A 23,239-nucleotide genomic window follows, 5' to 3' on the forward strand; every position below is an offset into this window, starting at 1 on the left:
TGGATTTTGGATTTTAGATTGGAATCCAAAAGACGCTCGCGGACTCGCTAACGCTACGCTAACGCAAATCTAAAATCTAAAATTCCTTTTCCCCCTGTACCCTGCCTGTTTTTAATTGCAAGTTCCTAATCCAGCACCTTTTGTAGGGTATTAAGTAAAACTTGGGCAGTAAAGGGTTTGGCTAAGAATTCGCGAATACCTAAGTTCCTTTTTTGTGCAGGAGATTCATAGGACATAAGTCCACTCATAGCAATAATTTGTACTTGTGGATTCATGCGTTGCAACATAAGTATTGTGCTAGCACCATCCATTACTGGCATCATCATATCCATTAATACCAGTTTAATTTCATCCATGTGCTGAGCGTAAAGCGCTAGCGCCCCAATGCCATCGCTAGCAGTAATAATTCTGTAATTATGGCTTTCTAAAGTAGTTTTTGCAATTTCACAAATTGAGACTTCATCATCAACAACTAAAATTAATTCGCCATTACCATTAGGTAATTCTGTTTCTGTAACTGAGTTAGTTTCTGAAACTTCTCGACTGGGTAAATAAACTTTAAAACTGCTTCCCTTACCTACTTCACTATACACAGTTATAAAACCACTGTGGTTTTTAATAATACCCATGACTGTGGAAAGTCCTAAGCCTGTACCTTTACCGATTTCTTTAGTGGTAAAAAATGGGTCAAAAATTCGATCCATGATTTCTGGTGCAATCCCAGTACCAGTATCCGCAATGGTGATGACAACATAAAAACCTTCTTTGGCATCAACATGCATACTAGCTGCATAATTTTTATCAAGCCAAAGATTTTCCGCATTAATGTAGAGAGTGCCACCATTTGGCATGGCATCACGAGCATTAACGCATAAGTTCATGAGTACTTGATGTAGTTGAGTAGCATCGGCAAAAACTGTCCACAGAGTGGGAATAATATCAGTTTTGGTTTCAATAGATTTGGGAAAGGTGCGTTGCGTCACCTGGGCTACATCTAATAGTAAATGTCGCAATTGAACTATAGAACGACTACCTTCAACTCCCCGTGTAAATGAGAGGATTTGCTGAACTAAATCAGCACCTCGCTTGGCGCTGCTTTCGAGTATATGCAATAATTGCTGCGTACTTTCATCCAGGTTAGGGAGTTTGATCGGTAGGAGTTGAGCCGTGGCTAAAATTGGCGTGAGGATGTTGTTAAAATCATGGGCGATACCGCTGGCTAGAGTCCCCAAACTTTCTAGGCGTTGAGCGCGGAGAAATTGGGCTTCTAGTTGTTTTTTCTGGGTAATATCAGTACTGAGGGTCAAAATAGATTTGGGGTTACCAGCTTCATCGCGCATCATTGTCCAACGACTTTCAACGATGATGTTTTTACCATCTTTTGTAACTTGCTGTAACTCACCTTGCCATTTACCTTCTGTGGCTAATATTGTTTGTATATCCACAAAAGGTGGTGCAGTTTCCCCAGATTTCAATAAAAGTTTAGCGGCATTTTTACCAAAAACTTCGGCTGTAGTCCAGCCGTAAAGACGTTCAGCACCTTTATTCCAAAATAAGATATTATTTTCTAGGTCACAAACTGCGATCGCATCAATAGAAATATCTAGTAGTGCAGCTTGCTCGTAGATTTTCTGTGCTGCTAATTTGCGATCGGTAATGTCTTCAACTGTACCTACATGACCGAGAAAGCGATAGTCTGCGGAATACATCGGGCTAGCAAGAGCACGTACCCATCGGACATCGCCTTGGGGAGTGAGAAGTCTGTATTCCTGTACCCAGGTGTTGCGTTCAGATACTGCTCTGTGCCAATCTTGAACAACTCCATCTCTATCTTCGGGATGAATCGCTTGAATCCAATTGTAACCCAAACTCTCCTCTTCAGTGAGTCCAGAAATCTTGTACCATAAAGGATTATTGTATGTACCCTGTCCTTGAGCATCGGTTTGGAAGATAGCCAAAGGTGCTGAAGAGCAAAGTGTGCGGAAACGGTCTTCGCTTTCTTGAAAAGCCTGTTCTGCACTATGGCGTTTATAGCGTTCTTCCGCCTCCCGCAGCTCCCGTTCTACAGCTGGGACTAAGCGGGTAAGGTTACCCTTGATGAGATAGTCGTGCGCTCCCGCTTTCATCGCCCCCACGGCAATATCTTCGCCAATTGTGCCGGAGACGATAATAAACGGTAAATCTAGCTTGCGTTTTTGCACAACCTTTAAGGCATCTAAACCGCTGAAGGCAGGTAGACTATAATCTGCAATCACAATATCCCATAATTCTTGATTGAGTGCTGCTTCCATTCCATCTGCGGTATCAACCCTGACATAATGCAAATTGTATCCAGCGCGACGCAATTCCCTAACAAGTAGGAGCGTATCATCTTCTGAATCCTCAACAATCAAAACACGCAGGTGGGGGAGCATCTTGACTTAGTCTCTAAATGGGCGGCGCTTCGTTCATTAGTAACCAGTACATTCCTAGTTGTCGGACTGCTTCCGTAAATTGAATAAAATCTACTGGTTTGCGGATATAACTGTTGCACCCTAGGCTATAACTATTAATTAAATCTTTTTCTTCACTGGAAGTAGTTAAAACGACTACAGGTAACAAGCTGGTGCGTTTATCTTCGCGTAAACGACGCAATACTTCTAGACCATCAATCCGGGGTAGCTTGAGATCCAACAAAATTACAGTTGGTTTAATGCTGATATCTCTTTCAGAGTGAACTCCAGTACCAAATAAATAATCGAGAGCTTCCACACCATCGCGAGCTACGACGATCTCATTACTGATATGATTGCGCCTGAGTGCGCGAATGGCTAAAGCTTCGTCATCAGGATTGTCTTCTACCAGCAAAATCATTTTATTGGTCACGCTTGTGCTCCAGCCTCATCTGCTACTAATGTAAAGTAAAAAGTAGCTCCCTGTTCGACAAATCCTTCTGCCCACACTCGACCGCCATGTCGATGGACAATGCGTTGCACTATAGCTAACCCAATTCCAGTTCCGGGAAATTCATCTACTCTATGCAGTCGCTGGAAGGGGCTAAATAGTTTGTTTGTGTAGGCCATATTAAAGCCCGCTCCATCATCGCGCACAAAGTAAACCGGGACGCCACTTTCTTGAGGGATTGCACCAAAGTCAATTCTAGCGCGATCGTGTTTGGAAGTAAATTTCCATGCATTATCGAGTAAATTTGTCAATAGCATTTGCAAAAGTCGGCTATCTCCTTGAGCCGTCAGTCCTGGTTGCACGATTAACTCAACCTGCCTTTCTGGGTGGCTTTCCTGTAACTCTGTGCCAATTCTCCTGGCTAACAAACTTATATCTACAGTTTCTAACTGGATATCGCTACGCATCAACCGGGAGAGATTCAGCAGGTCATCAATTAATTGCCCCATGCGTTGCGTAGCTGACCGGATACGGTGGAGATAGTCTTTTCCTGTATCGTCTAGCTGATCTTGGTAATCTTCTAAAAGTGCCTGACTAAAGCCATCAATACTGCGGAGAGGGGCGCGTAAATCGTGGGAAACCGAGTAGCTAAAAGCTTCCAATTCTTTATTTACTGCTTGTAATTCAATAATTGCCCGTTGTAAGCCTTGATTGAGGGAAGTAACTGCTTGTTCAGCCTGCTGGCGTTCTCTTACTTCTGCTTGCACATCAGCTAAAAGTTCGGCGTGTTGCAGCGCTACCGCTAAGTGACTGGCAATTTCTGTAGCAAATTCAATCTCTGTAGCTTGCCATTCTCGTGGCGCGCGACATTGGTGAATACACAACAATCCCCAAAGATTGTCACCTTGTAACAGCGGTACTACTAAGTTAGCTCTAATTTGAAATTGCGCTAAAACTTCAACGTGACAATCGCTAAGTCCATAATTATAAATATCTGCAACAGCTTGAATCCGTCCTTGTTGATACTGAATTGCAAAGCGATCGCCAAAACAATGATCGTGGATTCTTTGCGCCATAGCTGATGGAAAAGCTGGATCTACATCCTCAGAAACAAATTCGCCATCATCCCAATGAGAATCTGGGTAGAAACGAAACATCCCCACTCTGTCTGCGGCTAAGAGTTGGCGGACTTCTGTAGCTGTGGCTTGAAAAATTGTTTCTAGGTCGATTGGTTGACGCAGACGAGTAATTACACGAAATAATGCTTTTTGTCGCTGGTTCTGAAAATTTGCTTGATTTATTTCTTGCTGTAAATTTTGAATTTCATCTCCCAGGATCTGCTGTAGCTGTGCAAATGCGGCTTCATCGCGGCATAAATCCCGCAGTCTTGCTAATCTCTCTGGGTTCATGCTTTTTTATTCACTATGTGCTGGTAATAATGCGCAGATATTAATGTTAAAAAAAATTAGATATAGATAGTGGTTATTACTCACCTGACTCTGTGTTCTCAGCGTCTCTGCGGTTTAAGAATTATGTAACCGCAGAGGCACAGAGGAGCCAGCGTGTTGCGGGGTTTCCCCCCTTATAGTAACTGGCGTGGCACGGAGAGATTCTGTCAAAAAACTAACTGGATGCTGCATTAGCTGCTGGTGCAGCCTTCGTATTTGCGGGAGCGCCACCCATGCGAATTTCTGAGGTGAAAGAACTCATGTTATAGCCACCTTGATGTTTGATTACACTTACCCGCATCCGTAAGTTAGGGCTAGCAAACCAGAGGCGCTCTTCAGTCCACATGGTTTCCGATTCTACAGTTAATGTTAAAGCTTCATCACTGCCGATTTTATAGCGTCCAGCAACGGGAGCTTTTTCTGCATTCCCGGTATTCCAAAGTAACTTTCCTTGATTGGGGTTATCTGCATCGGGTACGGAAACTAACACAGTAGTTCCACTGTGTTTTTCTTTATCACCTGTCATAGCGCTACCCCCAGTCACTTTGATAGCACAAGCAGCACTACTGGGATTCACTTCATTTATTTGACACAGTTTAATGACTTCTGGATGATCTGCTGTCAGCATTTCAATGATGATATTTGACTTACCGCTTTGCGATTCCTTAGAAGCCAAAATATGGCTGGTACGATGGGAAAACCATTTACCAGCGCTTAACTCAAAAAACTCTTCTATATTCATGTTTGAAACTCACCTGCATCAAAATGCTGAACATCCCACTTATTACAAGGTAGCAGGAGGTGTTGCTTTAAAGTTAGGGAATGGGGAATAGGGGCTAGGGGCTAGGGTCTAGGGTCTAGAGAAGGGAGACAAGGAGGACAAATGACAAGTGACGAATGACCACTGACCACTGACCACTGACAACTAACTACCCAATTTAATTGCTGGTGCTTTCTAGCCGTTGCAGGGAAATTCTGGCGGCTTCAGCGACATGGGGATGGCTATCTTTTTGGAGGTATTTTAAAGCGGAGATACTTTTGGGTGTGGGGAGGTTACCTAAAGCTTCTGCAAGGCGTTGGCGTACTAGCCAATCTTCGGCTTGGGCAAAGCGGAGGATGAGATCTACAGATTCGATGTCTTTAATTTCTCCTAAAGCGGCGATCGCAGCTTGTTGGATGATGACTTCTTGACTATCTAGCGCTTCAATTAAAATGGCATGGGCGCGGGGATCTTGAATATTGCCCAGAGAAACTGCTGCACTAAAGCGGACTAGCCAATCAGTATTTTCATAAAATGCCCGTGATAGGACTTCAAAAGCTCGAGGATCGCCTAAATATCCTAAAGCACCAGCAGCGTCGGCTCTAATGCCATAATCTGGGTCAGTTTCCAAAATTTTGACTAAAAGCGGGTAACTTTCTGGTGTTTGTTTCACTCCCAAGGCGAAAATTGCCATTGAACGCAGTTGCAGAGAATCATCATTCAATACCTTTTTAATTAAAGGTAAGGCATCTTCAGAAGGAACATCGCGGAGATTAGCCAAAGCTACCATGCGATCGCGCAAATTGGAACTTTCTAACTGAGTAGAAATTTCTTCTAAGGTTAAAGCTGCCATTTTTATCACTTTCTTTACTTATCTTTACTTTATAAAATTTTTTCTCATAAAGGGTAGCTTTTTCTGGGGCGGTTAACCAGACAAGGTTTAGTAGGGCATTGGGCATTGGGCATTGGGCATGGGGCATTGGGCATTAGTCCATAATTTATCTCCTCTGCTCCCTAGCCCCTAGCCCCTATCCCCTAACTAGACTACTACCTACCTAACACCCAATGTCTTACTTGTTGCTGATGACAACTAGAACTGAAAATTGATGCAATAAGTCTAGTTTTGACCAGCAGTAATCATGACAAACCGCGTTTTGATTCTTGGAGGTAGGGGAAGGATTGGTAGCAGTGTTGCTCAGGATCTAGCCACCCACACTCAGGCAGAAATTACAATTACCGGACGTTCCCCTGTAGCTGAGGGGGATGATGCCAGGTGGCTAAGTAGCAAAAATAACTGGAATTTAGGCACGCAGGTGCAGTTTTTATTGTTGGACTTGGCGGAAGTTGATAGACTGCAAGAAGCGATCGCTAATTCCGATTTAGTTGTTCACTGTGCTGGGCCTTTTCACTACCGCGATACCAATGTGTTGGAAATCTGTATTGAACAAGGCGTTAATTATCTAGATGTTAGCGACCATCGTTCCTATACTAGTAAGGCTTTAAAGTATCACGAAAAAGCTGCGGCTGCTAATGTTACAGCAATTATTAATACGGGAATTTTTCCTGGTATTTCTAACAGTATGGTGCGGCAATGCGTCGAGCAATTTGATAAGCCAGAAAAAATTCATCTCAGTTATTTAGTATCTGGTTCTGGTGGTGCTGGCGTTACCGTTATGCGCACAACTTTTTTGGGTTTACAACATACCTTTGAAGCTTGGATAAATGGCAATTGGCAATTAGTTAAACCCTACAGCGACCGAGAAATTATAAATTTCCCCCCTCCCTATGGACGTAGTGGAGTTTATTGGTTTGATATGCCAGAGACATTCACTATGCCCCATTCGTTTCCCTCCGTTAAAACTGTAATTACAAAATTTGGTTCCATACCCGATTTCTATAATCACCTAACTTGGATAGCAGCCCACATCTTTCCTAAATGGTTAATGCAACGTCGTAGCACAATTGAATTTTTATCTCATGTCAGTCATTTTATGACAGATGTTACTAATCCTTTTACAGGAATTGGGGTAGCAGTTCGTGCAGAAGTCACTGGAATAAAAGACGGTAATACAGGTATTTATTGTGCAGATTTAATGTATGAAAATACAGCATTGGCTTCTGGCTGCGGTACAGGTAGTATTGCACAATTGTTACTTGAAGGTAAATTGAAAAAACCAGGTGTTTTACCTGTAGAGGAGGCGCTACCTACAGATTTATTTGTACAAACAATGGATAGTCGAGGTATTAAGATTAATCATAATTGGTTAAAGAATTAGCAAAAGTTTTTAGGTTCGTAGTCAGGATTAAAGTCCTGAATTAAGTGACTAAAATCCTGACTTCAGGTTTTAAAATATTAATTGGTAGTGAGGACTTTAGTCCTAAAATAAGGACTGAAGTCATTACTACGAAATTTATAATCATTGTAGGAGACAAACTAAGCGCTGCTGATATTGTCATTGGAGGGGTGTTATTATGGGCTTTAAAATTGGGGATGCTCAAAGAAAACGATCCTCTTGACAGATATATCAAGCACTTGATGGAAAGACCTGCTTTAATGCGTGCTGATGAAAACTTATATACGAGATAAATCCCTAATACAAAGGTAATTATTCAGATAATATTCAACCTGATGACAGGTGAACTATAAATATTTTAACCACTTGCTAGGATACTTTTTCCTGTAATTCTTGAACCAACTACAAAGAGGATAAAGCAGAATTATCGTGATTATCCAAATATTGTAAATTACTGGTAAATCGTATCCATAGTCTGCTGGCATACGTGGTGCAACTATAAAGGGCAAAATAATTGCTTTTACCCCATATTTAGGTAAAGCTAGCAATATGGCAGTGAAATGAACTAGCCAAATGTGGACTATATAAAAAAATAAGGGAACTTGACCGAATAAAACTAGAGGTTTAAAAATCTGCCATTTCTGCTTTTCAAATAGATAAAGTAAGAGTGTTGATAAACCTAGAGTCATTAACAAAAACAGCAAAGAAGGTGGATATTTATGACAGTTAATAAACGATAGTATGGTGTAGGGTAAATTTTTTTGTACTGTCCAATGGTAGGGGTCGCCATATATATTCAAAGCCCGGAAAACTACGAAGCCAGCAAGTAAACCTAGTCCTAAGCGCAGCAATAATTGCTGTCTCAAAGTTTTTTCCCATAAAAATACACGCCCAAATGCATAACCTATTGCCATCACCCCAATCCAAGGAATTAGAGGATAGGTAATAAAAAAGTTTTTATTAGGAAAAGGTGTCAGCATTGCTGGTTGATGAAAAATTGCCCACAACCAACCCCATTTTCCTAGTTGTTCATAATGGATATTATCAAATAAATTGTGTCCACCTATGAGCAAAATTCCTAATGCAGCGATTAGAGGAATTGGCATTCTAATTAATGCCGCTAAAACAACCATTGACCAACCAATCGCCCATAATACTCCCGCCGATGCAAAAGAGTAAGTTGGCTCGAATAGCCAGCCAAAACGTACCACTGTTAACTCTAGAAATACTAAAAACAGTCCACGAATTATTAGATAGCGGGCGAGTTCTTGCTTACTTTGTGGTCGATTATAAAAGTAAAGATAAACTGCAACTCCAGCCAAAAATATAAATGTGGGTGCGCATAAATGAGTTATCCAACGTGTGAGAAATAAAGGTATATTTGTTTGGGTTAAGTCTGTAGGACGGAAGCGAACATTGGTGAAAAAAATTCGCACATGATCTAGCACCATTAACACCATTACTAGCCCACGCAACATATCAATAGATATGATTCGCTTGGTTCGTAATTGGTCAGAACTAGAAGTTTCTGTAGTTGGAAAAGTCATATATTATAGTTGTTGATTGTTGATTGTTGATTGTTGAGAGATTTGAAAGGATTTTATTGTTAGGATTTTATCTTAGCTTGATGTCCTAATCTATCTGGCTATGGCTTTACCAAGTTAGTTATCGATTTTACTATCCCAAAATAAAATTAATTGACAAAATAGATATAAGGGCACAACAATGTTGTGCCCTGATAATTTATCTGCTATGGGATGTATTTTTATGCAATGAAGGTAAAGTTGCTTGCTGCAAGGGTATTTGCGGTGATTCCTAGTAATGAAACTAACTCATAATTTCCGATTTTCACTAAGGTATCACTACCCTGTTGTAGTAAAGTTAGCTCGCTGAACTGAGTTAATCCAATACCGCCAATGCCAATTACATCAATTCCTAGGGTAAAATCGGTAACAATGTTTTTACTAGTGGGAATACTAGCGTTAGCAATCCAAAATTGATCGGTACCAGTACCACCAGTCAGGCGATTACCACCACCAGAACCAGCAAATAACATATCATCACCATCGCCACCTACTATGGTGTCATTGGTGTTAGAAAAGAGTTTGTCATCGCCGGAACCGCCGTAAAGTCGGTTATTGTTACCGTTACTAGTCAGGGAATCGTTACCGGAACCACCAAAGAGGGATTGACGAGAACCTTCGATTACTTCCAGGGTATCGGAACCAGCCGCGCCAAATAGATTATTCTGGCCATTAGCTTCAATTACGGTGATTTCGTCGTTACCTGCACCACCATCTACATCAGTATTTTTTGCAGGTTCATTAGCGCCAAGAAAAATGCGATCGCTCCCATTACCGGTGGATACTGAAGAGTCACTACCCGCAAATACTATATCATCACCGTTACCAGTGTTAATAGTATTTTCTTTGGTAGCCTCAACAATATCTGCACCGTTTCCTGTAAATAGAGTTTCACCAGGCTGAAGATTAATGGTATCGCTATCACTAGAACCAAATTGAATATTAGGTTTCACAACAGCGATGTTATTAGGTAATTCTAAAATTCCTAATCTTTCCGCCGGACTATTACCAGTAACGTTGAAATCGTTGTCATTAATTAAGGCTAAAGTATTGGGTGCAACTAATGCTAAACCCTCTAATTTTTCTACCCCGGTGTAACCCAACTGTGCCGCATTAGCGATTAAGCTTTTGGTTACAGGCGTAATTTTGGCAGTAGCTAATTCTGCCGCAGTTAGTTGTTCAATGGTTTTACCTGCTGGCAAACTAAAGTTAGCAGGATTATTGATATTTGTTGCACCTTTTAAATCAATTTGGAAGATTAATTTATTCCCGGCGGATGTGCCATTATCATCGCGTTCTACAACTGCAAATTTACCTTTACCTAAGGAAACTGCATCGCCAATTTTGTCAGTTGCAGGTAAACCTTCAAGAAGATATAAATACTCCCCTGTTACCTGTTTACTATTAATATCAAATTCTAAAATTCTCAAATTCAGAGAAGCTTTAGAAGTACCATCATTGGCGACATCGGGGTTATCGATTGGGCTTTGAATAAAGGCGTAGAGTTTAGAACCTTCCAAAGCTACGGCTTCAAAACCGCGATTATTGCGACGTTGGGCGTAAACTTCTGGTAATACTTCAGTTCCAAAAGTACCCGCGCTTTGATCTGGGTTAGGTGCAGTTGCAGTTCCTTTGGGAATAAATCGCTCAATTAATTTACCGTTACTATCAAAATGGTAAATTGCGGGGCGGTATTCATCTACCATCCAATAATCACCGTTTTTGGTAACGACTATTCCCTCTAAATCTGCACCTAAAGGATCGTTAGGTAGGCGATTATTATCTAAATCAACACCAATTTCATCAGTATAAGCTGTACCATTCGCCCCAGCTTGTAAATTTGGTAGTCCGGTTAATGGGGTTTTACCATCTTGGCGAAATAACCCGGTACGCTTAGTAATTGTAATTTCGCCGGTGGTGCGGTTGAGTTCAAAATTAACGATTTCTGGTTGGAAATCTGGTAATAAAAATGGTCGATTTGCACCCACGGGTTCGCCATTGGGGCCTCTGTCTGTGTGGGTAACAAATTTGAGGTTACCATTAGGGGCAACGCCTTGAAAATATAACCCAGAAAAACCACCTAAGAAAATATCTTCACCTTTGGAAGTGGTTCCTAATTTAGGTAGGTTTTCAAAATCATATATAGTGAGTTTTGGTTGAGCAACAGGATTGCGAGGATTGTAACTAGTGGTGTCAATTTTTAAAGGTGTAGGTAAGGCGTTAGCGATATTTTCCCAGGGTACTAACTTAAAGTTAGAGTTGATATTTTCAAACTCGCCTTCATCTTCAACTAATTTTGCTGGTTCATTAGAACCATCTTGAGTGACAAATAAACCATAGGGAAAATTAGGGCCAAGGGGTACGTTAATCACATCTGCACCATCTGATTCTTGGACACTATCAATTGCGCCATTACTACCAATTGCAAAGTTACCCAAATAATCGTTGTTTCCTTCACGTGTGTAAGCAACAAAAGTATTATCACCTTGGCTAGATGCTAATAAATAGCCTGTGCCATTTTTACCGTAGTAAATAGTTAATCCTTCCACATCATCGGTGAGGTAACTACCACCTAAGCCTTTAACTTTATCAATTAATTTGCCAGTGCTACCACCGTTGGGTTCGGCTTGAAATTTCCAAATCCCCACATCTTCTTGTCCAATGTAGAGGAAACCGGTTTCTTGGTCTACAACCATTCCCTCTGTTTGTGCTGAACGTTCAGGGTCGGAGGGTGAAGGAATGGTAAATTCCCGCACTCGTTCCGCGCCGATTTTACCGTTACCTTTATCAATTAGTTTAAACTGGGCTACATCTCCAGTTTCCCGGCGACTGGTAAAGACATAGTAATCATTAGTGATGGGACTGCGATATAAAGCTAGTCCGTAGGAACTGCGAGAAGATGAGGAATAAGGCGCAAGAAAGGGTGGTGCTTGGAAAATTGTCCCTAAACTGCTATCGGTAATGTTTTCAAGATATTTACCGGGGGTGGTGGGATTGGGATTTATCTTGAATATTGCTAGTTTATCGTTTCCGCGATCGCTTGCTACGGCAATATCTATTTTTTCCCCGCCTAATTCAAAACCATATTGCAAATCAATGTTGTTGTAGCGAATTCCACCAGGATTTACTTCCTGCAATAAATTCCCAGACAAATCATACACTCGCAGTCCAGCATTTTTTACTGAGGTAAGAACTAGACTATCAGCCGCATTGTTAGCATTAATATAGATAGCAGGGTCATCAGCATCCGCACGCTGGTCTGTTGGTAATGTCTCATCATCCAATAAATCCGGACGAGTTTCGACTTTTGGCGCTGCGGTAGGGACTAAATCTGCATCTAAAGTCAAAATTTGCGTAAATTGGGCTGGATTAAAGTTATTATCACTGACCAAAACGATAGATTGACGACCATCCGCTAATTTCGCACCGAAAGCTATACCCTCGATATTATCTGTACCATTCGGCAAATCTAGGTCATTTAAATTCAAGACTAGCCGTTTTTGCGCTGGTTGAATAGCCGCTAATTCAGTGTCGCTGAAATCTTTCAAGGAGTCGATACTGCTAATATCCGTTGCACCTTGCAGAGTAATTTCGTAAATTTTAATTGTATTTCCGACACCTTGAGCAAAAGAACGTTCTACAGCTAGTAATGTACCCCGATTATCAATAGCTAATAAATCTACTAAGCCATTATCGCTAAAGCCTGTTGCTGGGTTTGGGGTAACAGATGCATCTGTAATATAAAGATATTCCTTTTCAGGCTGTCCCGTTAACAAATTGTATTGCAAAATCCGCGATCGGCTACCGGTTGTAGTGGTAACCCTTGAACCATCTTGAAATAAAGCGTTTTCTGTGGCGGTAAATAGGGTTTTTTGGTCAGGTGTGATTGTTAGACTTTCAAAAGCTAAATTATTATATACACCTGCTTTTTGGGTATCGCCAGCATCTACTATAGTGTTACCGTTAGTGTCCTCAACTACTGGTAAAAACTTAGTGGGGACAGGTAAACTGCGGACTTCTTGCCCCGTAGTGAGGGAAAATTCTTTAATAAAGGGATTGCTGACACGACCTGCGCTAATATTTACCTCACCTTCAGAAGATACGAAAACTGTACCATTGTTAGTTAATGCAATCCCTTCTGGGTCGATGGTGTTGAGTGGAAATAAATCTCCATTAGCATCTTTGAGGGGTGTAACATCGGTAAAAGTCACCCCTTCTGTGGCGATGTTCTCAGGGTCGGTAGTAAAAGTATAAAATCGGGCGGGTGCAAATTGAGAGCGATCGTCAGAAATTGCATAAAACTGGTTTTTAGCTGCATCATAGGCGACACCAGATAAGCCACCCAACACCGCTGATGTACCATTGACTGTTCCCGCTTCCCCAGAGGGAATAAAGCCTGTTGGGAATGTAGCTTCTCCCAAAAATTCCACCTCAGGAATCGTTTTCCCTGGTGTAGTTGCGCCCACTTCCACATCTGCATATACTAAACGATGGTCGGAACTAGGAAAGGGAAAAGTACCTACCAAAGGAAAATTCGGGTCAGTATTTACAGGCCAAAACACTGCGGAATTGCTAACATTTAAATCAGCCGAGGGTAATACATAATCAGTCCGCAGATTACCAGGTGCAGTATCAGGAAAGTCTGCGGTATCAAAACTTGCATTACCTTTTTGATTGAGGTTTGCACCACCTTGTAAAGTCGCTTGTTGTGCTGCGCCAAGACTGCTAGGAATGACATTAGTATTGATACCAGGATTCTGTAATAGTTGGTGGATAGCATTGTCGTAACTATCACCATCTACGGGGTCAGCATTTTGGTCGCCCATAATCACAAAGCTAGAACCAGCAGTAATCCCGCCCTTTTTACCCGCATCATCATAGATGTAATCACCTTTACTAGGGGTGATATAATCTGCCCAAAAGCGAATCTCATCATGATTGCGCTTACCGTTGCGGTCTTCGCTTCCATCAAAGGTGGGTGGTGTGGGATGACTCACGAGAACATGAATTGTCTCACCGTTAATTTTAATTGGGACATCCCAATGACTTTTAGAAGAAAGGCGTAAAGCGTTTTGTTCTTCTGAAGAATACCAAAGAGTATTAGAATTAGGAATTGAAATTGTAGAAAGTAAAGAATCTGGCATATCCTTCCACAGAAAATTTTGGAAGGTGCGGATATTGGCAGTATCAATAGGATGTTTAGAAAGTAGCAACATCCCAAACTGACCGGGAAAATTACCAAATCCCAAAGCATCATCGCCATATCCACTTTCGCCTGGGGTTGTGACAACTTTACCGTCATTATTTAAATCAAAACCCGAAGCAATCCCTGTATTTGAAGGGGCGATATAAAAGTAGGGATAATTAACAGGAGTTGCACCATTTTGACTTACAGCCAGGTAATTTTGCAGAAATAATTGCACCGCCTGTGAAGGATTTCCTTGGAAATAATCAAATTCATTGATTAATAGTATATCGGGATTGTTGCGCTGGATAATTTCGGCAACAACTTTTGGCTGATTATTATTAGGTGTAGATAAATCAGTAATTAGCTGACCATCAGCATTCCGGTTTAGGGAAGCATTGAATTGCGAAAAGCGAATTGTGTTTGTGGTTACCATAGGTTAGTACTGAGGTGAATTCTAGATTGAGAGAATAGGAAAGTATTTAAGGCAATAAACTATAAATTTTTTAGTTTGGTATTGGCTGAATAAATATATGAATTAGCCTCACGCAGAGGCTTGATTTCATCCTCATACTCAGTCATATCTATATAATTAATATCTATTTCAGTAGTTCAACTTATCTTGGTAACGTTAAGAAATCGCTAGGGCAAGGTTAAATAATAATAATTATCAGGATTTGCTAATTAAAATTTAAGTATTAAGCTGTTATGTGGAATACTATGCAGTTATTAGCAGTATGAAAATGCTAATTTTTACGATTAATAAAAATATATAGCAATCCTATTTCAGTTGCGAAAATATCGGTTTTGACTGTTGACTGTTGACTGTTGACCGTTCACAGTCAACAACCCTGCTTGTAATATTTCACAAATCACTGAGGATTGCTATATTATTTTGTTGTAAATTTGATTAATTCAGTATCAATAATGTCTTAATTAAGGCATCGTATAACTTATAAATTTGTGACAAAATGCCAAAAGCTTTTCTATACTAAAGTTATTTTGTGTTTTCAGATTATAACCATAAAATTAATTTGGATAATATCGAATATTGTATGACCTTGCTTGACATATAACTCTCAAAATGAGAGCATAAGATTAATTGATTTCTATTTAATGAACAGAGCAGAAGTTGTGCCTGTAGCAATAGAAACAGAGGAAGAGTACGAACGTGTTTTAAAATTAGTTGAACAGCTAACTTTTAAAAAAAATCGTACCACAGAAGAACAAGCCTTAAACAAGTTGTTGGTAATATTGATTGAGGCTTATGAGACAGAAAATTATCCAATGGAAAAATCTGCACCTCATGAAGTTCTTCAGCATATTATGGAAGCAAGCGGAACTCGTCAAGCGGATTTAGTAGGAATTATTGGTTCAAGTGGTGTCGTGTCTGAAGTTGTCAACGGTAAACGTTCGATTAGTAAAGCACAAGCTAAAGCATTGGGTGAATATTTTAAGGTTTCTCCTAGTTTATTTATTTAAATTTTTTTAACGATTTAATCGTTATTCATTTCTTATTCCCGCAACGCCCAAGCTAAGAACCTTTCGGTGTAATATAGGGCAATTTGATTACTTATACCTGGAAAGACGCTATCAAAGGAATGTTCTGCCCAAGGAATGTTAATCCAAATAGCTGTGTTACCTTTAGCTTGGAGACGCTGATATAGTTGCTGACCAAAAATTGGCTTTACGAGATGATCGCGATCGCCATAAATTAATAATGTTGGCGGTAAGTTAGATTTTACATAATTTATCGGAGATGCCAATTTATACTGGGTTTCCACCTCCTCAGGAGAACCACCTAAAAAGGCTGTTAAAACAGCTTTGGTATTGATAGGGTCAGGTGATGGTGGTTCTTTATAGCCTTGTAACAAATTTGTCGGGCCATAATAGTTAATTACTGCGCGAATGGGGGTATTATCTGGCTGATATGCGGCTAATAATGCTAAATGCGCTCCCGCAGACCAGCCCATTATTGCAATGCGGCTAGAATCTATCTCGTAATTAGTCGCCTGTTGCAATATAAAATTCAATGCAGCTTGTACATCTTGAATTTGTGCGGGGTAGCGATATCGAGGTGCGTGGCGATAGTCAATTGCCATTACTGTATAGCCTTGCGCTGCCATATATTGATTGAATGTAGCTTTTTGTGTGGGTTCACCGCTACGCCATGCGCCACCATAAATAGTGACAATCGCCGGATGCTTACCAGTAGTTAGAGGCTGATAAATTTCGAGATCTAGGGGAGTTCCATCAGCAGCAGCAAAATTTTGTTGATAATGGCGGACTTTGGTTTTTGGTAATCCGGTAAATAAATCAGCTAACACAAAGGGATGACGGCGCAGTTTGGGTTGTAAATCAGCCGGAATTTGCAGATTGCTCAATAAAGGTTGCATTTGTGCATCTGCTTGTTGAATTGTATTAGGTAGCTGTAATAAAGGCAGGCTACTGATGAGAATCCCGATTAAACTACAGCCTATGGCAAAACGACTGATTAAACGCTGTTTTTTAGTAGGAAATGACAGTAATAGGGCAATTAAATTAGCAATTATTAATATAGGGCTGATTTCTGGACTACCCACAGCTAGAGGTAGCAAGGTAAAATTAGGAGCCGGAACGATAATCCAGCTACTTAAAAATAGTCCGAGTACACTGAGAATTAACCCTAACCGCGATCGCATATTTTTGCCTTATTTATTGGTTAACTCAAGTCATAAACTATCTCCGCACTCCGATAGCTGCTATGTGCGAGGTTTTTGATGTTTCACTTGCAGAACTTTCCTCAAACCTTAACCCGTTAGTCGCAAATGAGTTAAGGTTCTCTATGGATGAGATAACGTTAATAACAAACCTTAACCCGTTAGTCGCAAATGAGTTAAGGTTCTCTATGGATGAGATAACGTTAATAACAAACCTTAACCCGTTGGTCGCAAATGAGTTAAGGTTCTCTATGGATGAGATAACGTTAATAACAAACCTTAACCTGTTGGTCGCAAATGAGTTAAGGTTCTCTATGGATGAGATAACGTTAGCCACAAACCTTAACCTGTTGGTCGCAAATGGATCTCAAGCTGCGGCAAAATTTTGATTAGCTGGCTGAACTCCCAACTCACTACGCCATTGTTTGAGGGATTTTTGCCAATGTTCTTCCCATTTTTGCGCTATGAAAGGTTTGGCTGCAAGTCCCATTTGCCAACCCAGAATGATTTGCTGCATTTTGGCTGTCAGTTCATTTGTTTGATTTAAGCTACTAATTATACCTGCGGTCATAATGGCGATCGCAATTGGCGATCGCATCTGTGCTAGCTGAAAGGCTTGTAAACCTAGTTCTCCAGCCGGATCGGTTGCAAAGCCTGTAATTATATGATGAATGTCATGGGTTTGACTGCGGCGTAAACTCACATAGCTAATATCATCTTTGACTTGTCGTTGGCGATAAAATACTGGGTCAAAATGATTAGCTGTAAGATGAGCTGCAAAGATATAACCCAGAGAATCTTTTGGATAGGTGAGAAGTTTCTCTAAATCTGGTACATCTGCTAAATAACGTTCTTGAATAATTGCTGCAACTTCTGGTTGTGATTTGAGATACTCCACAGAAACTTCGCTGAGTTCTGTTTTAGCCAGAATTGCATCTAAATCATAAATTGCTTCAAAGATTGCTGAACCTTGTGTGAGTGCGCAAAAGCTATTTAGTGCCTTAATTTGTTCTGTTAAGGGAATTTCTAGTTTGGTTTTTGACATTATGTCATCCTCTTGTCATCAGTGAATACAATCAAGTTATTTCTGAACATCCCTAATTGCTGCTGTTCCAGAAAGATACGAAGACTTTTGAGAATTGGTTGTTCTCAATCAAAAATTCCAGTAGTGACTACACACAATTGAGTGGCGATTTCTTACGAAACCATATTTCAAGACAATTAACGCCGAAAATTTGCAAATTTTAGTACAAAAAAGGCTTTATATTGATGATTGACCTATTATCGTTCATTTTCAAGATTTATTCTCAGTCAACACTTCCCTGCGGGACGCTACCCGTAGCTTGCTTCTCCGCAGGATCGCATCACAGTCAACCGTTAACAGTCAACCGTCAACCATCAACAGTTACCATTCAGAAAAAGGATGTTTAACTAAATTGCTGTTGAAATACTTGGCGTCATGTGAAACTTCTTCACCAATCCAGATTGGTAGTTCAATCTGTTGTTGTTCATCACTGAGTTCAACTTCTGCAACGATTAGTCCTTGATTGACACCATGAAATTCATCGATTTCCCAAAGCAAATTACCATATTCTATCCTGTAGCGCATTTTTTCGATTAAAGGGCGATCGCATAAAGTATCGAGCATTTCCTGGGCATCTTCCACAGGGATAGAGTACTCATACTCTGACCTGGTATATTGGACACTCTGCCCCTTAATGGTTAAGTAACCTTGGTTTCCGACGATGCGAACGCGAACAGTAGCTTGTTTCGCTGTAGAAATATATCCCTGAACATATCGGCTACCTTGGGCTAGCTTTCGCCAGCTATCGCCTTTAACTAAAAACTTGCGCTCTATTTCTGCTGCCATTGTTATTTACTGAGACTGTAATATATATAAACCTAATCCAAGTTGAGAACTGGAGTTTTTCCCAATTTTCTATGATTTCAGAATGTCTAATTTAGTTTGGTTATCACAATTGCAACAACACCGGGCGATCGCCGTTATCCGGGCGTCAAAGTTAGAATTAGCACAGCAAATGGCTTTGACTGTTGCAGGTGCAGGAATGCAACTAATTGAGATTACTTGGAATAGCGATCGCGCTGGACAATTAATTAGCCAACTCCGTCAGGAATTACCACATTGTACAATTGGCACGGGTACTTTATTTAACGTCGCACAGTTAAAAGATGCGATCGCCGCTGGGGCGCAATTTCTCTTCACACCCCATGTTGATTTACCCATGATTCAAGCCGCTGTAGAGCAAGATGTACCAATTATTCCCGGCGCGCTGTCACCCACAGAAATTGTTACCGCCTGGAATCATGGCGCTAGCTGTGTCAAAGTATTTCCAGTAGAAGCAATGGGCGGAGCTAATTATATTCAAAGCCTGCAAGGGCCGTTAGGCAAAATTCCCTTAATCCCCACAGGGGGGGTAAATCTAGAGAATGCTCAGGAATTTTTACAAGCAGGTGCGATCGCAGTTGGTTTGAGCAGTCAATTATTTCCCAAGCATTTAGTGCATCAGGGAAATTGGCAGGCAATTGCCGAACAGGTGCAAAGATTGATACAACAGTTAGGGTACTTTAGGGTAAAAACAGAAACTTTGCCCTAAGCTTCCTACTATGTATATTTACGATGAAAAGCTTGATTAATCATCAATTGATGCGCCGCCTAGGCATCATACTTGCAAGTGTAACCATCTCTGCGATTGTAGCGAATTCAGAAATGGGTGAAGTTGCCGCTAAAGCAAAAGATAATACAAATACCAAAAGCATCGAGACACTAAAACAATCTGAAAAACGCTGGATTCAAATCGATCTGGCAAAACAACGGCTAATAGCTTGGGAAGGTAAAACACCTGTTTATGCAATTACTGTTTCCACAGGTAAAAAAGCTACCCCTACCCGCATTGGGACTTTTAAAATTCAAACCAAACTCAAATCTACTAGAATGCGGGGTAGAGGCTACGATGTTCCCAACGTTCCTTATGCAATGTTTTACCAAGGTAATTACGGAATTCACGGTGCTTATTGGCATCGCAGGTTTGGTACTCCCGTCAGTCATGGTTGCGTAAATGTTGCCCCAAATCATGCTAAATGGTTATTTGATTGGGCATCAGTAGGTACAGCAGTCTTTATTCATAAGTGATGGGCATGGGGCATTAGGCATTGGGCATTGGGCATTGGGCATTGGGCATTGGGCATTGGGCATTGGGCATGGGGTATTGGGCATTGGGCATTGGGCATGGTAGCAAGTAGTAGTGAGACAAGGAAAACAAGGAAGACAACTGACAACTGACAACTGACAACTGACAACTGACAACTGACAACTGACTAATTATTATGAATTTGGCTGACATTCCCTTAATTGATCAACACGCCCACAATTTACTGCGTCCGGAGGTGGCGGCGCGTTATCCTTATGCTGCGGCTTTTACAGAAGGCTATGACGAAGAGATAGTTAATCATCATGCCCGACATACTTTATTTTATCGGCGTAGTCTGAGAGAAATTGCGGCTTTATTGGAATGCGATCCTCAGGAAAGCGCGATCGCAGCGCGGCGAGAAAGTTTAGGATTAGAAAACCTCACCCAACTTTATTTTCGTAGGGCAAATCTGGAAGCGATTTATCTGGATGATGGATTAGACTCGGAAAGTATTTTACCGCTGTCATGGCATGAAAAATTGATTCCTGTCCGCAGAATTCTGCGTTTGGAGGTGCTAGCAGAACAACTAATTCCGCAAATAGAAGATTTTGCTGCTTTTCTCGCCCGGTTTCACGGTGAAATCGATCCGCCACCACCGGGAGTTGTCGGCTTTAAGAGTATTGTTTGTTATCGTACTGGTTTGAACGTGCAACCTGTGACTTTTGAAGTTGCAGCATCTCGCTTTGACGAAATTAAACGACAGCTAAATCATCAACCACTACGTTTAGTTGATAAACCCCTAATTGATTTTTTGTTACAACAAGCTTTATTAGTTGCAGCTAAATATCGGTTACCAGTGCAATTACATACAGGCTTTGGCGATCCGGATTTAGATTTGCGATTAGCTAATCCTCTAAATTTGCGATCGCTTTTAGAACAACCCCAGTATCGTCATGCACCTCTGGTATTACTACATGCATCTTACCCTTATATGCGGGAAGCTGGATATTTAGCTTCTGTCTATCCCCAAGTCTATTTAGATTTTGGCTTGGCAATACCATCTTTGAGTGTATCAGGGATGCGAGAAGCCATCAGACAATTACTGGAATTAACGCCAACTACTAAATTAATGTATTCTTCCGATGCACACTCAATTCCAGAGTTGTATTATTTAGGCGCTAAATGGGGGCGTCAATTATTAGCAGAAGTACTAGACCAAGCAATTCAAAATTCTGATTTAACAGGGGATGAAGCATTTGCGATCGCTAGGGCAATTTTACGCGAAAATGCTTTATCTCTGTATAGCCCTCAGTTGTGAAAAATATAAATCTTGCTAAATTTTGGCTGTCAACAGTCCGGATTTAACAGTTAACAGCCAACAGAGTTTACATCGAGAAATTATTAATTTGCTCTTGGTCTAAGATATTGGCGGTCAATTCCCTTATATTGACCTTCTAGTCCTTGTTTAATCCAACTTAGACACTCAAACTCTGATTTAAATAATTTTGGTGCTGCAATATTATTCAGCAACTCTGGTGGGTAATGGTCATAAAAATATTTACCCTCCTGTTGAGAAACAATTATCAAATTGTTACGGTAAATATAGCGAGATTTAAAACTATCTCCGCAGTTGATAAAATCTGCATGTTTATCAATATGCTCCTTGGCAATATCAATGATATTACCAATGTTACTACCGTAAATTTTTGCTGGATTTTCTGCTTTGTGAAATTGGCTTTGATTGCCAATTTCTGCCAATAACTTATAGGAATAGATTTCGTAATTATCGGCTTTACCAAAAACAAATGGAATGATGAGATATCCTTTATATGACACTGAGTTCTCATAAAGTAGACGACTCATCTCTACCTCCTTTGGTGTAACTGCTCCCTGAGTTTTTCTCCCATTCTTTCTATACTAACAGATGATATTTTTCTGTCAGTTACTATTAGGATACATATAATTATGTTATCCCTTTGCCAAGGGGGTTATCACCCCTTTTTTGTAAAAAAATAGAAAGAATAGTATTGGAACACAAAAGTGTGTAATTACCATTATCCATCTTTTGAAAATTTGCAACTATGAGATATATTGCAAAAGTCAAAAAATCCTGAATTTGCGTAGTTAATATTAGTTTATAATTCCTAAAGCCTTACAAATACTAGGTTTATAGATTTGAATCTATTATTTAATTTTCGTGTCTTGGTATAATATTTTATGTAAATTTAGCAATTATTAAGAGTAATTGCTAATTGATTCGGCTCAACTCGATAGATTGCATAGAAAAACTTAATAATCTAGTTGCATCTGAAGAATTTGAAATCAGATAGTCACCATAAACTCAGTTGATTAGGCGATCGCTCAATTTGATTCCAAGGTAGAGGCGGAACGGCGACACTATGCTGTTCTAACAAATTTTGAAAGTGACGCGCTGTGTTAGGCGATCGCTCTTCTATTGGACAATGAACAAAAAAATAAATTCGCACTCCCGCCTGTAACCATTGTTGAATCTGCATCACCCACTCTTCCATAAAGGGTTGATTAACAGATAAATTTGGATGAGAAATAAATCGAATCAAGCTAAAAGGGGCTGTGACGCTAAATTGTACAGGTAATTTGGGTTTGCGTCGTTCCGATTGCAGTTGGGGGTCATCATCTCCTGTATAGATAGGGCGTGAATCTAACAAAACTCTACCCACATTGAGACTTTCTAACAACGCTGTCAAATTACTTGCATGAGGTTCTGTAAACCAATCGCGATGGCGAACTTCTAAAGCTAGCGGTGCTACCTTATGCGGCCAAGCTTCTAGAAAATTCACCAAATCTGCCATTAATTTAGGTGCGTAACTCGGTGGTAATTGAGCAAATATCGGCCCAAGACGTTGACCTAAAAGTTGCATTCCCTCCAGAAACTTTAAAGCCGCCGGAATCTGAGGTTGCAACAAACCCTCATGGGTAATAGTTCGCGGTAATTTCAGACAAAACTCAAAACCTGGGGGTGTTTCTGTTACCCAACGCGCCACAGTTTCTTGGTTAGGGATAGCGTAAAAAGTAGTATTCCCCTCAACAGTTGTAAACCGCCGACTGTAAAGCGAAAGAAACTCAGCTGTGCGAGTACCTGGTGGGTAAAGTTCCCCCACCCATCCTTTATACGCCCAAACTGCACACCCAATAAAGAAATTCACGAGCTTTATACTATTTCACTTTAATCATGATACCAATACCTTGGTAAGTTCAC

At 40.5% G+C, this 23,239-nt stretch carries 19 protein-coding genes; 6 read left to right on the plus strand and 13 right to left on the minus strand.

The genetic code is table 11. The features are described from left to right. Positions 1-125 precede the first annotated feature (125 nt). From H6G41_RS00430 to H6G41_RS00455, 6 genes are all read right to left on the minus strand, one after another. Positions 126-2,414 carry a PAS domain S-box protein gene (locus H6G41_RS00430; RefSeq protein WP_190742577.1) on the minus strand — a complete coding sequence of 763 codons (2,289 nt, stop codon included), beginning with the start codon at positions 2,412-2,414 and terminating at the stop codon, positions 126-128. Between the two features lie 13 nt (positions 2,415-2,427). Continuing rightward, positions 2,428-2,853: a response regulator gene (locus H6G41_RS00435; RefSeq protein ID WP_190742868.1), complete on the minus strand. Its 426-nt coding sequence runs from the start codon at positions 2,851-2,853 to the stop codon at positions 2,428-2,430. A gap of 8 nt (positions 2,854-2,861) precedes the next feature. Beyond that, positions 2,862-4,292: a GAF domain-containing protein gene (locus tag H6G41_RS00440; RefSeq protein WP_190742579.1), complete on the minus strand. Its 1,431-nt coding sequence runs from the start codon at positions 4,290-4,292 to the stop codon at positions 2,862-2,864. 214 nt (positions 4,293-4,506) lie between these two features. After that, positions 4,507-5,073, minus strand: a complete 567-nt coding sequence (locus H6G41_RS00445) for a phycobiliprotein lyase (RefSeq protein ID WP_190742581.1) — start codon at positions 5,071-5,073, stop codon at positions 4,507-4,509. 196 nt (positions 5,074-5,269) lie between these two features. Next, entirely contained in the window at positions 5,270-5,944 is a 675-nt protein-coding gene (locus H6G41_RS00450) for a HEAT repeat domain-containing protein (protein WP_190742583.1), read from the minus strand. Next, the gene (locus H6G41_RS00455; RefSeq protein WP_206756933.1) at positions 5,865-6,050 is read right to left on the minus strand and encodes a hypothetical protein; all 186 of its coding nucleotides are present in this window, start codon (positions 6,048-6,050) and stop codon (positions 5,865-5,867) included. Before H6G41_RS00455 ends, H6G41_RS00450 begins: the two co-directional genes overlap by 80 nt. Before the next feature lie 180 nt (positions 6,051-6,230). Here H6G41_RS00455 and H6G41_RS00460 point away from each other — a divergent pair, with 180 nt between their 5' ends. Then, on the plus strand, positions 6,231-7,367 hold the full coding sequence (locus H6G41_RS00460) for a saccharopine dehydrogenase family protein (protein ID WP_190742587.1): 1,137 nt from the start codon (positions 6,231-6,233) through the stop codon (positions 7,365-7,367). Between the two features lie 44 nt (positions 7,368-7,411). Beyond that, entirely contained in the window at positions 7,412-7,678 is a 267-nt protein-coding gene (locus tag H6G41_RS00465) for a hypothetical protein (RefSeq protein ID WP_190742589.1), read from the plus strand. Between the two features lie 54 nt (positions 7,679-7,732). Here H6G41_RS00465 and H6G41_RS00470 read toward each other — a convergent pair whose 3' ends face one another. Together H6G41_RS00470 and H6G41_RS00475 are read right to left on the minus strand one after the other, a co-directional pair. Beyond that, the gene (locus tag H6G41_RS00470) at positions 7,733-8,932 is read right to left on the minus strand and encodes a DUF1624 domain-containing protein (protein ID WP_190742591.1); all 1,200 of its coding nucleotides are present in this window, start codon (positions 8,930-8,932) and stop codon (positions 7,733-7,735) included. Positions 8,933-9,150: 218 nt separating this feature from the next. Continuing rightward, complete coding sequence (locus H6G41_RS00475) at positions 9,151-14,589, minus strand: phytase (protein WP_190742593.1); 5,439 nt, start codon at positions 14,587-14,589, stop codon at positions 9,151-9,153. A 680-nt stretch (positions 14,590-15,269) separates the two neighbouring features. Between H6G41_RS00475 and H6G41_RS00480 the strand changes: the two genes are divergently transcribed. After that, the gene (locus tag H6G41_RS00480) at positions 15,270-15,635 is read left to right on the plus strand and encodes a type II toxin-antitoxin system HigA family antitoxin (RefSeq protein WP_190742595.1); all 366 of its coding nucleotides are present in this window, start codon (positions 15,270-15,272) and stop codon (positions 15,633-15,635) included. A 32-nt stretch (positions 15,636-15,667) separates the two neighbouring features. On the opposite strand, the gene H6G41_RS00485 is transcribed toward H6G41_RS00480, so the two are convergent. From H6G41_RS00485 to H6G41_RS00495, 3 genes are all read right to left on the minus strand, one after another. Next, the gene (locus tag H6G41_RS00485; protein WP_190742597.1) at positions 15,668-16,834 is read right to left on the minus strand and encodes an alpha/beta hydrolase; all 1,167 of its coding nucleotides are present in this window, start codon (positions 16,832-16,834) and stop codon (positions 15,668-15,670) included. Positions 16,835-17,219: 385 nt separating this feature from the next. Further along, positions 17,220-17,897: a Coq4 family protein gene (locus H6G41_RS00490; RefSeq protein WP_190742599.1), complete on the minus strand. Its 678-nt coding sequence runs from the start codon at positions 17,895-17,897 to the stop codon at positions 17,220-17,222. Between the two features lie 360 nt (positions 17,898-18,257). Beyond that, positions 18,258-18,722, minus strand: a complete 465-nt coding sequence (locus tag H6G41_RS00495) for a CYTH domain-containing protein (RefSeq protein ID WP_190742601.1) — start codon at positions 18,720-18,722, stop codon at positions 18,258-18,260. Between the two features lie 82 nt (positions 18,723-18,804). Between H6G41_RS00495 and H6G41_RS00500 the strand changes: the two genes are divergently transcribed. The 3 genes from H6G41_RS00500 (at position 18,805) to H6G41_RS00510 (ending at position 21,319) form a co-directional block, all read left to right on the plus strand. Beyond that, entirely contained in the window at positions 18,805-19,467 is a 663-nt protein-coding gene (locus H6G41_RS00500) for a bifunctional 4-hydroxy-2-oxoglutarate aldolase/2-dehydro-3-deoxy-phosphogluconate aldolase (RefSeq protein ID WP_190742603.1), read from the plus strand. Between the two features lie 23 nt (positions 19,468-19,490). After that, a complete protein-coding gene (locus tag H6G41_RS00505) occupies positions 19,491-20,003 on the plus strand; it encodes a L,D-transpeptidase (RefSeq protein ID WP_190742605.1) in 513 nt (170 codons plus the stop codon). A 194-nt stretch (positions 20,004-20,197) separates the two neighbouring features. Beyond that, complete coding sequence (locus tag H6G41_RS00510; RefSeq protein ID WP_190742608.1) at positions 20,198-21,319, plus strand: amidohydrolase family protein; 1,122 nt, start codon at positions 20,198-20,200, stop codon at positions 21,317-21,319. An 83-nt stretch (positions 21,320-21,402) separates the two neighbouring features. Here H6G41_RS00510 and H6G41_RS00515 read toward each other — a convergent pair whose 3' ends face one another. Together H6G41_RS00515 and H6G41_RS00520 are read right to left on the minus strand one after the other, a co-directional pair. Further along, positions 21,403-21,864: a hypothetical protein gene (locus H6G41_RS00515; protein WP_190742610.1), complete on the minus strand. Its 462-nt coding sequence runs from the start codon at positions 21,862-21,864 to the stop codon at positions 21,403-21,405. 467 nt (positions 21,865-22,331) lie between these two features. Continuing rightward, entirely contained in the window at positions 22,332-23,186 is an 855-nt protein-coding gene (locus tag H6G41_RS00520; RefSeq protein WP_190742612.1) for a DUF72 domain-containing protein, read from the minus strand. Positions 23,187-23,239 lie beyond the last annotated feature (53 nt).

The sequence above is a fragment of the Tolypothrix sp. FACHB-123 genome (genome assembly GCF_014697075.1).
Classification (GTDB): Bacteria; Cyanobacteriota; Cyanobacteriia; order Cyanobacteriales; family Nostocaceae; genus Aulosira.